This is a genomic window from Phascolarctobacterium succinatutens (assembly GCF_023497905.1).
Classification (GTDB): Bacteria; Bacillota; Negativicutes; order Acidaminococcales; family Acidaminococcaceae; genus Phascolarctobacterium_A; species Phascolarctobacterium_A succinatutens.
Genome location: NZ_CP097284.1, coordinates 1685802 through 1700216 on the forward strand (window position 1 = coordinate 1685802; position 14415 = coordinate 1700216).

The window sequence follows — 14415 nt, forward strand, 5'->3', positions numbered from 1 at the left end:
CATTTAGCGCAAGTCTTTTTCTGTTAATCTGTTATTGATTTTACTTGAATTTTGCTTTACTGTTACACTTGTATTTTAAAGCAAAAAGCATTTGCCTACAAACGTACACTTTTCACAAAGAAAGCTGTATTACAGCATAGACGCAACAAAAAAGCTGCTGCAGCTAATGCTGCAGCAGCGTGGATTATAGCTTAACTATAAAATTATTTTAACAGGCCAAGCAGGATGCCGCCGTTTGCTGCCAGTACAGGAGCAAATACCAGGGATACAATGGTCATCAGTTTGATCAGAATGTTCATTGCAGGTCCGGAAGTATCTTTGAACGGGTCACCTACAGTATCGCCTACTACGGTTGCATCATGAACCGGAGTATGTTTACGGCCGGAAGCTTCTACGAATTTCTTCGCGTTATCCCATGCACCGCCGGCGTTAGCCATCAGGATTGCAACCAGTACGCCGGAAGCCAGAGAGCCGCCAATCAGGCCGCCCAGAGCTTCAGTACCGAACAGGAAGCCAACCAGCAGAGGAGCAACGATAGCGATAACACCAGGCATAATCATCTCGTGCAGAGCAGCTGCAGTGGAGATGTCTACGCATTTTTGGTAGTCAGCTTTAGCTTTGCCTTCCAGCAGGCCGGGGATTTCGTGGAATTGACGACGAACTTCCTCGATCATCTGGTAAGCAGCTTTACCAACAGATTCCATGGTCATAGCACCGAATACGAACGGCAGGGTTGCACCGATAAACAGACCGATCAGGGTTACAGGGTTCAGCAGGTCGATTGCTTTCAGGCCTACAGTGTGTGCATAAGCAGAGAACAGAGCCAGAGCAGTCAGAGCAGCGGAACCGATAGCGAAGCCTTTACCGATAGCAGCGGTGGTGTTGCCAACGGAGTCCAGGGTATCGGTGATTTCACGTACTTCAGGAGGCAGCTCGGACATTTCTGCGATACCGCCGGCGTTATCAGCGATAGGACCATAAGCGTCAACTGCTACGGTCAGACCGGTGGTGGACAGCATACCAACTGCAGCCAGGGAGATACCGAACAGGCCCATGCCTGCATCTTTAGCACCGCCCATGGTGAAGAATGCCAGGATTACACCAACGCAGATGAAGATCATCGGCAGGAAGGTGGAATACATGCCAACAGCCAGACCGGAGATGATGGTGGTTGCCGGACCGGTTTCGGATTGCTCAGCAATCTTCTTAACGGAAGCATAATCAGCAGAGGTGTAGATTTCGGTGATTTTACCGATTAACAGACCAACAACCAGACCGGAAGCAATAGCTACGAATGCAGCAGTGTTACCGAAGATGGAAGTGGACAGGTAGTAAGCAGCAGCAATTACGATTACGCCGCCAACATAGGTACCATGGTTCAGAGCAGCCTGCGGATTGGTGGATTTGCTGCTGCGAGCATAGAATACACCGATCAGGGAAGCAATGATACCAGCGAAAGCCAGCTCGAATACGAACATAATGCCTTCGCCGCCGGGATATGCAACAGCACCTAGGGTAATAGCGGAGATGATAGCACCTACATAGGATTCGAACAAGTCAGCGCCCATGCCTGCAACGTCGCCTACGTTATCGCCTACGTTATCAGCGATGGTAGCCGGGTTACGCGGGTCATCTTCAGGCAGACCTTCTTCTACTTTACCTACCAGGTCAGCGCCAACGTCAGCAGCTTTGGTGTAGATACCGCCGCCAACACGAGCAAACAATGCAATGGAGCTTGCGCCCAGACCGAAGCCGGTAACGATATCAATGTTGCCGAACAGCATGTAAGCAGCAGCAACACCAACGATACCCAGACCAACAACGCCCAGACCCATAACAGCACCGCCGGAGAAAGCAATTTTCAGAGCTTCCGGCATGCCGCCATGTTGAGCAGCTGCAGCAGTACGAACGTTAGCTTTGGTAGCAACAGTCATGCCAATGTAGCCTGCACATACGGAGAATACTGCACCTGCAACGAAGCATACTGCAGTAAGCGGAGATAAGAACATAGAAATTACGATAGCAACAACGATTACGAAAGCAGACAGTGCTTTGTATTCGCGGAACAGGAACGCCATAGCGCCCTCGTGGATGTAACCGGCAATTTCCTGCATACGTGCTGTACCAGCAGGAGCCTTACCGATTGCGCTGCTCAGCATCAGTGCAACTGCGAGTGCAATGAGGCCGACAACAATGGAGATCATTAAGAAATTCAAGACCCAAACCCCTTTCTTTTTATAAAAAAATTTAAAATTTTAAGAGTGCGGTTGCACTCTTGGTAACATGATGAGTGCGGAAAACAGGAACCCCCGTCAGCCTTAAGCGTTGATTTTTGCCAGCGCCAATGTAATAACAGCAAATGCAACACCTAAATAAATCGTGGCCTTCGCCATGAGTGTATCCAGATCATTGCCCTTGCCAAAAAAAGCACCGTCACTGCCGCCGAAAGTACTGCCCATACCGCCGCCTTTTCCGGACTGCAGCAGAACTGCGCCAATGAGTGCTATGCAAACGATAACTTCAAGAACCATCAAGACAGTTTCAATCACAGAGCTTACCTCCTCATATTTTTGTACCATAGTATTTTACCATAAAGCCAATTATAAAGCTAGTATTTTTTTCACAGATTATTTTATATTATATTTGCTGCGACTCTTTCCAGCGGGAAAATGGTAAATTATGGCAGAATTTGCTCAATCTCTTATTCTTTCTGATATGGCAGGTATAATCAGCTATTATATTTGCAAATGGTTAGACCGAAAATAGCGCACAGTCAGCTTAAAATGAAAAACCCCGAGGCGCAATCCCGGGGCTTTTCTTTTTGCGTGCGAACTATGACATTTGCACAATCTCTTTTCGAGTTAACTATAGCGCAATTGTATTGCTTTGTCAAATTTTATTTAATATTGTAGAAAACCTTCATGCCGTTATATTTTGCAGCCTTGCCGAGATCCTCTTCGATACGCAGCAGCTGGTTGTATTTGGCAACACGGTCGGTACGTGCCGGAGCACCGGTTTTAATCTGACCAGCGTTTACAGCAACAGCAATATCTGCCAGAGTGGTGTCTTCGGTTTCACCGCTGCGGTGAGAGATGATGCAGGTGTAGCCTGCGCGTTTTGCGGTTTCGATAGCGTTGAAGGTTTCGGTTAAGGTACCGATTTGGTTTACCTTAATCAGAATAGCGTTAGCTACGCCCTTTTCAATGCCCTGAACCAGACGCTCTTCGTTGGTAACGAACAGGTCATCGCCAACCAGCTGAACTTTTTTGCCCAGCTTTTTGGTGAGCTTCTTCCATCCGTCCCAGTCATCTTCAGCCATACCGTCTTCGATGGAGATGATAGGATATTTCTCGCACAGACCTGCCAGATAATCTACCATTTCTTCGCTGGTCATTTCTACGCCTTCGCCGGTCATTTTGTATTTGCCGTCTACATAGAATTCGCTAGAAGCAACGTCCATTGCCATAACGATGTCCTTACCCGGTTTGTAGCCCGCTCGCTCGGTTGCTTCGAGGATAACCTCGATTGCATCTGCGTTGCATTTCAGGTTCGGTGCAAAACCGCCTTCATCACCCAAAGCAGTGCTCAGGCCTTTTTCCTTCAGCAGTGCCTTCAGGTTATGATAAATCTCAGCATTCATGCGCAGTGCTTCGCTGAAGGATTTAGCGCCAACCGGCATAATCATGAATTCCTGAATATCAACGTTGTTGTCTGCATGCTCGCCGCCGTTTAAGATGTTCATCATCGGAACAGGCAGCTCTTTGGCAGCAACACCGCCTAAGTACAGGTACAGCGGCAGGCCTATGGAAGCAGCGGCAGCCTTAGCTACAGCCATGGAAACGCCGAGGATAGCGTTAGCGCCGAGGCGGCCCTTGTTCGGAGTGCCGTCCAGGCGAACCAGCAGCTCGTCAATTTCGGTTTGGCGGGTTGCGTCCAGACCGATAATTGCTTCGGCAATAATGTCGTTAACATTATCAACTGCTTTGGTAACGCCCTTGCCCAGGTAACGCTCTTTGTCGCCGTCACGCAGCTCTACAGCTTCGTGTACGCCGGTAGATGCGCCAGAAGGAACAGCAGCGCGTCCCATAGCGCCGTCTTCCAGGCATACTTCAACTTCTACGGTCGGATTGCCGCGGGAATCCAGAATCTCGCGAGCGTAAACTTCGGTAATCATTGCCATTTCTTATCACCTCATGATTAGTCTATCAAAGTTTTACCTGTCATAGCGACAGGCTGTTTAATATTAAGCAGCTGCAGCAGCGTCGGTGCAATATCGGCCAAAATGCCGTTATGCAGCTTGTGCTGCTCCTTGCTTACTAAAATAAACGGTACAGGGTTAGTGGTATGCGCGGTGTTCGGAGAACCGTCGCTTTCGGCCATCTTCTCCAAATTGCCGTGGTCCGCGGTAATGCACACACTGCCGCCAAGGGACAGCACCTTGCGTACAATGCGTCCGGCACAGTCATCAACCTTTTCCATAGCGGTAATCGCAGCGCTGAGCACACCGGTATGACCAACCATATCCGGATTTGCAAAGTTCAGGATAATCGCATCAAATTTATCCTTATCCAGCTCTGCCAATAGTGCCTGCGTAACCTCTTCGGCGCTCATTTCCGGCTGCAAATCATAGGTTGAAACCTTCGGCGAAGGAATCAGAATACGCTCCTCATTAGCATTCGGAGCTTCCACACCACCGTTGAAGAAGAAGGTTACATGCGCATATTTTTCGGTTTCCGCAATGCGCAGCTGGTGCAGTCCATGCTGTGCCAACACCTCACCCAATGTATCCTTAATCTCCTCCGGAGGAAAGGCTACCGGTGCGGTAATTGTAGCATCATACTGCGTCATGCACACATAATTTACAGGGCGTGCGCCCTCGGGACGTGCAAAATACGGGAAGTCCTCATCATGCAGCGCACGGGTAATTTCACGTGCTCTGTCAGGACGGAAATTGAAGAAAATCACACCGTCCCCGGCAGTGATTTTGCCATCTACGCCGTCAACAGTGAAGGGTTCAACAAACTCATCCGTTACACCTGCGGCATAGGATGCTTCTACGCCGGCAGCAGCGCTTGCAGCCTTGCCGCCATCGCCCAGCACCAGTGCTTTATAGGCACGCTCCACGCGCTCCCAGCGCTTGTCGCGGTCCATTGCGTAATAGCGTCCGCTGACGGTAGCAATCTTGCCTACGCCAATCTGCGCCATGCCATCTTCCAGCTCATGGATATATTCCAAAGCTGTTTTCGGACCGACATCACGTCCATCCAGGAAGGCATGCACATAAACCTTGGTCAGGCCTTTAACCTTAGCCATGCAGATAAGTGCCAAAAGATGCTCAATGTGGCTGTGTACGCCGCCGTCGGATAACAGTCCCAGAAGATGCAGCGCCTTGCCTGCCTGCTTCGTTTCGTCCATCACCCTGCTGAGCTCTTTGTTCTTATACAAATCGCCATCCTCAATCGCCTTGTCAATGCGTGTCAGGCTTTGGTAGATAATGCGGCCGGCACCGATATTCAGGTGACCTACCTCGGAATTACCGATCTGACCTGCAGGCAGGCCGACAGCCTTGCCGCTGGCTTCCAAGGTTGTATGAGGATAATTTGCAAAATAACTGTCCAGGTTAGGAGTTTTTGCCATCGCTGCAGCGTTTGTTTTGTCTGCGGGAGCAATGCCCCAACCATCTAGAATCATTAGTAAAACTGGTTTTTTCATTATCAAATTCCTAAAGACGAAGGAGAAAGCAACAGGTGCTTTCTCCGAGGTCTTATTAAAAGCTTCTTACGATTGCGGCAAAGGTGTCAGCCTTCAGGCTTGCACCGCCTACCAGTACACCGTCAATACCGCTGAGGTTGAAGGAAGCAGCGTTCTTTTCATTAACACTGCCGCCGTAAAGAATACGAACCTTGCGGGCAATATCAGGTGTAAAGATTTTGCCTATTTTTTCACGAATCAGAGTGCATACTTCCAAAGCATCCTCCGGAGTAGCAGCCTTACCGCTGCCGATAGCCCAGATAGGCTCATAAGCAACAACAAGGTTTTCTGCATCCTCTGCAGAAATTACACGCAGAGCGCTCTTCAGCTGCATATTGATTTTGCGGGCAGTTTTGCCTGCTTCACGCTCAGCCAGATTTTCACCAACGCACAGCATCGGCTTCAGGCCGTTGCGGTAAGCGGCAATAATCTTGCTGGCAACAATTTTTTCGTTCTCACCGAAAATGGTACGGCGTTCGCTGTGACCAACGAGAACATATTCAGCGCAGATATCGGCAATCATCGCACCGGAAACAGCGCCGGTGAAGGCACCCTTGTCTTCCCAATGCAAATCCTGTGCGCCGTAGCCTACGTGCTTGCCGTCGATAGCATCCGCAACAGTTTCCAGTGCGGTGAACGGCGGGAAAATAACAACCTCGTTCAAGGTACCGTTAGTTTCCATAACAATATCCTCAGCTAGCGCTACAGCCTCGCTTACGGTTTTGTGCATTTTCCAGTTGCCGGCAATCATTTTGCGGCGCAGGTCATCCAGCGCAGCAACGCCGGGCAGTACCTTGCCTTCCAGATATTCCAGAGAAGCACCGCCACCGGTGGAAATGTGGGTAATGCGTTTAGCCAGACCCAGCTTTTCGATAGCAGCAACGCTGTCGCCGCCGCCGACAATGCTGGTAGCACGGCTCTTGGCTACAGCCTTCGCTACAGCCTCGGTACCCTTGCAGAATGCATCCATTTCAAAAACGCCCATCGGTCCGTTCCATACAATCATCTTAGCGTCAGCCAGAGCTTCCGCATAAGCCTTGCTGGTTTCCGCACCGATATCCAGAGCCATATAAGCCTGATTCAGGTTTTTCACCTTTTCGGTTACATGCTCGGCGTCGGGAGCAAATGCAGCAGCCATTACCAGATCGGTAGGCAGCAGCATATTTACTTTATTTTTCTTAGCCTTAGCCAAAAGCTCTTTAGCCAGATCCAGCTTATCCTCTTCTACTAAAGACTTGCCCATTTTGTAGCCTTGTGCAGCCAGGAAGGTGTTAGCCATACCGCCGCCGATAAGCAGGGTATCAACCTTATCGAGCAGGTTGCTGATAACGCCGATTTTGTCGCTTACCTTAGCACCGCCGATAATAGCAACGAAAGGATGCAGCGGATTGGTTACAGCCTGACCTACATACTGGATTTCCTTTTCCAGCAGGAAGCCTGCAGCTGCAGGCAGGAAGTGGGTTACGCCTTCTACAGAAGCATGTGCGCGGTGAGATACACCGAAGCCGTCATTGACATACAGGTCTGCCAAAGAAGCCAGCTTCTCGGCAAATTCCATGTCGTTCTTTTCTTCTTCCTTATGGAAACGCAGGTTTTCCAACAGCAGGATGTGGCCCGGTTTCAGCTTGCTGGCAGCAGCCTGTGCAGCTTCGCCTACGCAGTCCGGAGCAAACAGAATCTTTTTGCCCAGCAGCTTGCCCAAATGCTTAGCTACGGGAGCCAAAGACAATTCCGGTTTAACCTGTCCTTTAGGACGGCCGAGATGTGCCATTAAAATAACAGCAGCCTTTTGCTCCAACAGATATTGAATGGTCGGCAGAGATGCGGTGATGCGGGTATCATCGGTAATCTCACCTTTATCATTCAGAGGAACGTTAAAATCTACGCGTACCAGTACTTTTTTACCGGCAACGTCTAAGTCACGTACAGTTTTTTTATCCACGGATAAGAATCTCCTTTATTACAGACCTTTTTTAGCAATATAAGCAGCCAGGTCAACTACGCGGTTGGAATAACCCCATTCGTTGTCGTACCAGCTTACAACCTTAGCCATGCGAGGACCAACCATCATGGTGGACAGGCCGTCGATAATGGAGCTCAGCGGGCAGCCGTTGTAATCGCGGGATACCAGCGGTTCGTCGCTGTAGCCCATGATGCCTTTGAGTTCGCCTTCAGCAGCTTCCTTCAGCACTGCGTTGATTTCTTCGGCAGTGGTGTCTTTTTGCAGCAGTACAGTCAGGTCGGTGATGGAAACGTTCGGAGTCGGAACGCGCATTGCGAAGCCGTTCAGTTTACCCTTCAGTTCCGGCAGAACCAGAGCAACTGCTTTTGCAGCACCGGTAGTAGTCGGGATGATGGAGCAAGCAGCAGCGCGAGCACGGCGCAGGTCTTTATGCGGCAGGTCCAGGATTCTCTGGTCATTGGTGTAGGAGTGAACAGTGGTCATCAGACCGCTTTCGATACCGAATTTGTTCAGCAATACTTTGGTGAACGGAGCCAGGCAGTTGGTGGTGCAGGAAGCGTTGGAAATGATGTTGTGTTTTGCAGGATCATATTTGTCTTCGTTAACACCCATAACGATGGTAATATCTTCGCCTTTTGCAGGAGCGGAGATAATAACCTTTTTAACAGTGTCATGCAGATGAGCTCCAGCCTTTGCAGCTTCGGTGAAACGGCCGGTGGATTCTACAACAATTTCAGCACCGGCTTCGCCCCAAGGAATCTGTGCAGGATCCAGGCAAGCGAATACTTCGATTTTGCGGTCGTCAACAATAATGTAGTTGCCTTCAATGCTGACTTCATGATTGAAGGTGCCATGGATAGAGTCATATTTCAACAGGTGAGCCAAAGCGGTGATGTCGCCAGGATCGTTGACAGCAACAACCTCTACTTCAGGATTGTTGAATGCTACACGGAAAACCTCGCGGCCGATACGGCCAAAACCATTAATACCTACTTTTGTCATAATAATTTCCTCCTTAATTCTGAGAGAATCTAAATTTTGCACAAATGTGCTCAGTAACAAATTAATACTTTAAGAGCTTCACTTGTTTATTGCTCTTTAGCCATTTTGAGAATCTCATGCGCTGCAGCCTCATCGGTAATCAAAATATCCTGTCTGGAAGCACGAATAACCGATAAAATTGCGGCAGCCTTCGATTTACCTCCGGCAATACCGATGATTGTGCCGATGTGTTGCAAATCCTGCAGCATCAGGCCGGCATTATTAGTCATATAAACCTGTCTGCCGTCCAAAGCGCAATACTGACCGAACGCCTCGCCTACAGCACCGTCCGCCTCCAGCTTGGCAATTACCTCGCTGCCTAAGCGTCTGTGTCTTGCCATAACACTGGCACGGCCTACACCGTGGACAAGAATATCCGCCTGCTTGATAATATCAACGACAGCACGTACACCGATATCCTCTTTAAGAATACTGTTTAAGATATCCTCGCTTACACAGTCGGGAACATAAAGCTGACGGTAGGATGCTCCGAGCTTTTGCGCCAGGACAGTTGCAATCGTATTGGCCTGCAGTTCCACGTTATCACCCAAGCCGCCACGAGCCGGTACAACCACCGTATTAGGCTGGGAACCGGAAACATTAGCTGCCATCGCTGCCATAGTAGTACCGCCGCTGACAGCAACTATATGCTTATTGCCATCGCTCAGCAGCTTGCTGAGAATATGCGCTGCAGTACGGCCGATTTCGCGTTTGACAACATCCTCCTGATCGGAATCGCCGGGAAGAATGACAACCTTGCCAATCTTCAGCGTATCACTGAGAGTGCTTTCCAAAAACGAAATATCCTGCAGCTTGCGTACATAATCCGCCAGCTCCTTAAGAATATCCGCTCCCTCATCAGTTACGCTCATGCCGCTGGAAGAAAAATCCAGCAAGCCGCTTTTCTTGAGAAAATCAACCTGAGCACGCAGCACTCTTTCGCTGAGTCCCAGTCTTGCAGCCAGCGCACGTCGGCCTATCGGCGCTTCGTGACTCACCTGACGCAAAATCTGGTAACGCTGTACGAGCAAATCAGTCAGCTCCGGTACAATTTTCTTTTGCAGATTAATAATACTATCCATAACCAGTTACATCCCTTGACGTGTTTTGTCCCTCGTGGTACTTTTCGTGTCCCACAGATTCAATACAAATAAGTGAATTATTTGTCTATAGCTCATTATAGCATACTCTAATTAAGAAATAAAGTGCTGTATTAGTGTTTATCGAAAAATTTTTGTTAAAATCAGTCTTTGATTAGCTATCGCTAACTTAAACTGTCTAAAAATAGTTTTTTTCTGCTGATTTGTTCACAAAGCGCAAAAAAAAAAGAGCCGCCGCATTGTGCAGCAGCTCCAAATTTTTATCTGTTATTAACTGTTTCTGGATACATATCATGCATAAAGAGACGCTTCTTCGCAGCCTGCTCCCATTCGGTTCCCGGCTTGCCGTAGTTGGCATACGGATCGATGGACAGACCGCCGCGCGGCAGGAATTTGCCCCAAACCTCAATATATTTAGGCTCCATCAGCTTAATAAGATCCTTCATAATGATGTTTACGCAATCCTCATGGAAATCACCGTGATTACGGAAGCTGAAGAGATACAGCTTCAGAGATTTGCTTTCTACCAGACGTTCGTCCGGAACATAGGAAATATAGATAGTCGCAAAATCAGGTTGTCCTGTCATCGGACACAGGCTGGTAAATTCCGGGCAGTTAAATTTAACCCAGTAATCGTTTTGCGGATGCTTATTCGGGAAAGATTCCAGAACCTCCGGCGCATAATCGCTTTTATAAGCAGTTTTATGGCCTAACAGGCTTACACCCTGTAATTCTTCTTTACTTCTGCCACTTGTCATTATTGTTTACCTCCATCAAATGCAAACAGTTTACCTGCTCCCACACGTTCCAATGCGGTAACCAGCATTACACTGGCAATACCGCAGATGCACTGACCAATCAGCAGACTGCTTGCCAGCACCAGATAGGGAATATCCAGCAGTACACTCAACCATACAGGAACACCAAGTCCCGGTACAAAGGTAACCGCAGCCCAGATAATCCAGTTGCCGCAGCCACGACGCTTAGCAAACACAATAATGCTGGTCGTTACGATACCCACAATGAACCCGCCGATAATATCCGGCAGACCAAGACCGCCCATCACCGTGTTGCTGACAACGTTTGCCAAGCCAAACGGTAAAATCAAAAACGGGAAAATAGCGCTCAAGCCATACAGAACAGTAGCAATACGAATCTGATACTGACCAAAAGCAAAGCTTTGGGTGCAAATCATCACAACAATATATAAAGCAATGCATAATGCGGAAAATACTAATTTTTGGTTACTTAAACTCTTCATTATCCTTACCTCCTTCAAGCCTCTGCTAAGGGATCAACAACACCGTTGGCAGCAAAGGCTGCTTCACGGTCAATACAGGTACCGCACTTATGACAGGGCTTTTCGTCACCGTCATAACAGCTCCATGTAAGCTCATAGGGAACGCCAAGACGCAAGCCCTCGGCAACTATATCCTTCTTTGTTTTGTCGACAAAGGGAGCAACCAGACGCACCTTGCGGCCGCTTCCCAGATATACTGCCAAATTCATCGACTCGTTAAATTCGACGCTGCAATCAGGATAAGCGTTGCCTGCAGCATCATCGGCATGGGGCCCGTAGTAAATCTCATTGCATTCATATTCCAAGGCAATGCTTGCCGCAGCAGACAGGAACAAGCCATTACGGAACGGTACATAAGTGCTGACAGGCTCACCCTTGCTTTCCTTCAGCTGCTCTGCATAAGATGCGTGCGGAACGCTTTCCTCCGAGCCCTGGAGCAGAGAGCATTTGCTGTGTGCAAAAATCTTCGACAAATCCATATGCAGCAGCTCCACATGATAATAATCGGCAATAGCCTGCGCTGCTGCAAGCTCCTTGGCATGCTTCTGACCATAGGACATCGACAAGGCCAGAACATTATCACCGTATTTTTCTTTTGCCAGTGCCAGACAGGTTGAGCTGTCTACGCCACCGCTTAATAATACTAAAACCTTCATTTTTTCCTCCCGATAACGAGCGGGCAAAGTCCACAAAATATAAAAGGATTCCGTCATCTACAGACGAAATCCTTGCATACATAAAAAATACCGGCCGGCGCCAGTACATCGCCCGTAGTTTTATTTATAGACAGGATGGTTACGAACTGTCTGTTATGAACTTCTAGGATATTATACAGCATATCGCGCTATTTGTCCAGTATAAGAAAATAGCATAATCAAAAACAGACACCGCCGATATACTTAAAGCATGTCGAGGTGTCTGTCTTAAAAGCGTTATAGCTTATCTCTTATTATACAATTGCTTTATCAGGCTTTACAAAGAACCAGGCAATGGCACCGCAGATACCGGTTACAGCAGTTGCTGCCAAAGCAGCCTGCCAGCCATAGTTGGTTGCAAACCAGGCAGTAACGGTCGGAGCCAGTACGCCGCCGATATTGCCCCAGAAGTTCATCCAACCGGATACAGAGCCTGCAAATTTGCCGCCCATGGTGATTACACTGGACCAGGAAGCACTCATGGTCAGACCAAGAGAGCCTAAGGATACGGAAAGCCAGAGAACATTCATCATCGGATCAGCAGTACGGGTGGAAATGTACAGTGCACCTGCACACAGCAGAATGCCAGCAGCACCGGTTGCAGTCTTAACCATATTCTGAGACATGCCGTTGCGCAGCAGTTTATCGGAATAGTGACCGCAAAGAGTAACCACAGCCATCAGAGAAATCCAGGGAGCAGCAGCCCAAATACCCATTTTAGCTAAGGAGAATTTGTGCACCTCCATGAGGTACATCGGCAGCCATGCCAAGAATACGTACATAATGTAATCGGTAATCAGGAACTGAATGCCCAAAGCCCAGAATTGGGAAGAACGCAGCAGCTTGCCCCACGGAGCAATCTGTTTTTCACCGGTTGCGTCCACACGGCCCTCGTTGATGTGAGCCAATTCTGCTTCATTAACATAAGGACTGTCCTTCGGATCATCAGTAACATATTTATGCCAAGCCCAAGCCAAGAGCAGACCGACTACACCGAAGCTAAGGAATACATGATGCCAGCCAAAGGTTGTCATCAGCCATACTACAACAGCAGGACCGACTACAGGACCAAAGAAGCAGCCGTTAAGAATAAAGGAGCTTGCCTTGCCCTTTTCGTCTTTATTAAACCATTTGTGTTCCGCCATAGCGAACGCAGGATAAATCGGTGCTTCGCCCAAGCCAAACATCAAACGTACAATTGCAAAGGTGTACTTACCGCTTGCTACTGCAGTTAAAGCAGTAAAAATTGACCACCAGGCGCAGGCGATAGAACCGGTAAAGCGATGGCCGAATTTTTCGGCAACCATACCGCCGGGAACCTGCATCAAAGCATAACCAGCGAAGAAGAAGGATTGAATGAGGCCCATATCAATTTTAGTAAAGCCAAATTCCTTCATGATTACGGGTGTTGCAACAGAAAGGTTAACGCGGTCCATGTAGGATACAAAGCTGATAGCAAAGATCAGCCACGCTACCTTCCATCTGAAGTTTGTCATTTTCATAGTTTTCTTTCCCTTCATAAAAAACAAATTCTGTTCTTATATATATATTCTGTCGAACAGTTAACAATAATGATACTATTTCTTCTTAAAACTGTCAATATTTTTCGTTCATTTAATTTTTGCGAATATTCGTCCAGTGTATAAGGATTTTTGAATTTTTTATGGAAAGGAAGGGAAGCAGGTGCGTCGCAATAGTATATTGCAGCAATGTAAATCCAAGAAGCACGTCCGCAGAACAACGCTGATTGATAAGAAAGCAAGTAAATCGAGCGAGAGGTAATATCGTGCAAGGAATAGCAAATTTAGCGAATGAGTGTCCGGAATCATCTGCGGGCGCATCCAAGAAGCGAGTCCGCAGGGCGTCATGCGCGCCATGCGATAGTGTCCCAAGAAGCAAGCTAGAAGATCGAAGCTGATTGGTTTGACACGAACCGCTAAGTGTTGCATTGTCTGAGCGCTAAGCTATCTACTATAATAAAATCTCTTTGCATAGCGCGAGTTTTGCGACACTTCGTCTTGATTCCACACGAAATTTGCATTAAGAAATTGCTGCTGACCGAAACGATATATCTCGCGCGAATATAAGAAGTACGGTAGTAAGCCTGACACATGCTTGCGCGTCGCTTCGCTCCTTCAAGCATGGCTATCTATCCCTCCAAAAATACTCCTTGCAGCAATACTTCATTAAGAAGTTGCCGCTACCGACTTTACTGCATAATCGTAGATTCTATCCTCAATCGACAAGCTGATTACATCAGCTCGTCGATACGCCTCGCCACAATCGCATTTGCTCGTCGCGTTGCTTCTTCAAATGCGGTGGCTGGGCAGGCAGGCCCGCTGCTGGTCATAAGATAGCTGACGGTAAAAGAAAAAAGACATGTCACATGACATGTCTTTTTTCTAACCGGCAGCTATCTATCCTCCCAGGCCGCTTCCAGCCAAGTACTTTCGACGTATAAGGGCTTAACTACTGTGTTCGGGATGGGAACAGGTGGATCCCCTTAGCCATCACCACCGGATTATTTAATTTTGAGGTTTGTACCCTCAAAACTTCAACAGAAGA

General features: G+C 48.1%; 11 protein-coding genes and 1 rRNA gene. All 12 read right to left on the reverse strand.

Going from position 1 to position 14415, the window contains the following annotated elements; translation table 11 throughout:
* Nucleotides 1–203 precede the first annotated feature (203 nt).
* Nucleotides 204–2204, reverse strand: coding sequence for a sodium-translocating pyrophosphatase (locus M5E81_RS07975; RefSeq protein ID WP_413641475.1), 2001 nt, complete (start codon nt 2202–2204; stop codon nt 204–206).
* A 114-nt stretch (nt 2205–2318) separates the two neighbouring features.
* Complete coding sequence (gene secG / locus M5E81_RS07980; RefSeq protein WP_210684771.1) at nt 2319–2549, reverse strand: preprotein translocase subunit SecG; 231 nt, start codon at nt 2547–2549, stop codon at nt 2319–2321.
* Nucleotides 2550–2896: 347 nt separating this feature from the next.
* On the reverse strand, nt 2897–4180 hold the full coding sequence (eno, locus tag M5E81_RS07985; protein WP_249747244.1) for a phosphopyruvate hydratase: 1284 nt from the start codon (nt 4178–4180) through the stop codon (nt 2897–2899).
* A 17-nt stretch (nt 4181–4197) separates the two neighbouring features.
* Nucleotides 4198–5712, reverse strand: coding sequence for a 2,3-bisphosphoglycerate-independent phosphoglycerate mutase (gene gpmI, locus M5E81_RS07990; RefSeq protein ID WP_009145822.1), 1515 nt, complete (start codon nt 5710–5712; stop codon nt 4198–4200).
* A gap of 55 nt (nt 5713–5767) precedes the next feature.
* Nucleotides 5768–7693, reverse strand: coding sequence for a triose-phosphate isomerase (gene tpiA, locus M5E81_RS07995; protein ID WP_009145821.1), 1926 nt, complete (start codon nt 7691–7693; stop codon nt 5768–5770).
* Between the two features lie 18 nt (nt 7694–7711).
* Entirely contained in the window at nt 7712–8719 is a 1008-nt protein-coding gene (gene gap / locus M5E81_RS08000; protein ID WP_302292088.1) for a type I glyceraldehyde-3-phosphate dehydrogenase, read from the reverse strand.
* A gap of 83 nt (nt 8720–8802) precedes the next feature.
* Nucleotides 8803–9837 carry a sugar-binding transcriptional regulator gene (locus tag M5E81_RS08005; RefSeq protein WP_009145819.1) on the reverse strand — a complete coding sequence of 345 codons (1035 nt, stop codon included), beginning with the start codon at nt 9835–9837 and terminating at the stop codon, nt 8803–8805.
* Nucleotides 9838–10115: 278 nt separating this feature from the next.
* Nucleotides 10116–10613, reverse strand: coding sequence for a preQ(1) synthase (queF, locus tag M5E81_RS08010; protein ID WP_210684774.1), 498 nt, complete (start codon nt 10611–10613; stop codon nt 10116–10118).
* On the reverse strand, nt 10613–11116 hold the full coding sequence (locus M5E81_RS08015) for a QueT transporter family protein (RefSeq protein ID WP_249747246.1): 504 nt from the start codon (nt 11114–11116) through the stop codon (nt 10613–10615). The genes queF and M5E81_RS08015 overlap by 1 nt, the downstream gene beginning before the upstream one ends.
* A 14-nt stretch (nt 11117–11130) precedes the next feature.
* A complete protein-coding gene (gene queC / locus M5E81_RS08020) occupies nt 11131–11811 on the reverse strand; it encodes a 7-cyano-7-deazaguanine synthase QueC (RefSeq protein ID WP_249747247.1) in 681 nt (226 codons plus the stop codon).
* A gap of 293 nt (nt 11812–12104) precedes the next feature.
* On the reverse strand, nt 12105–13352 hold the full coding sequence (locus tag M5E81_RS08025; protein ID WP_249747248.1) for an MFS transporter: 1248 nt from the start codon (nt 13350–13352) through the stop codon (nt 12105–12107).
* A gap of 902 nt (nt 13353–14254) precedes the next feature.
* Nucleotides 14255–14371, reverse strand: a 5S ribosomal RNA gene (gene rrf / locus M5E81_RS08030).
* Between the last annotated feature and the right edge of the window lie 44 nt (nt 14372–14415).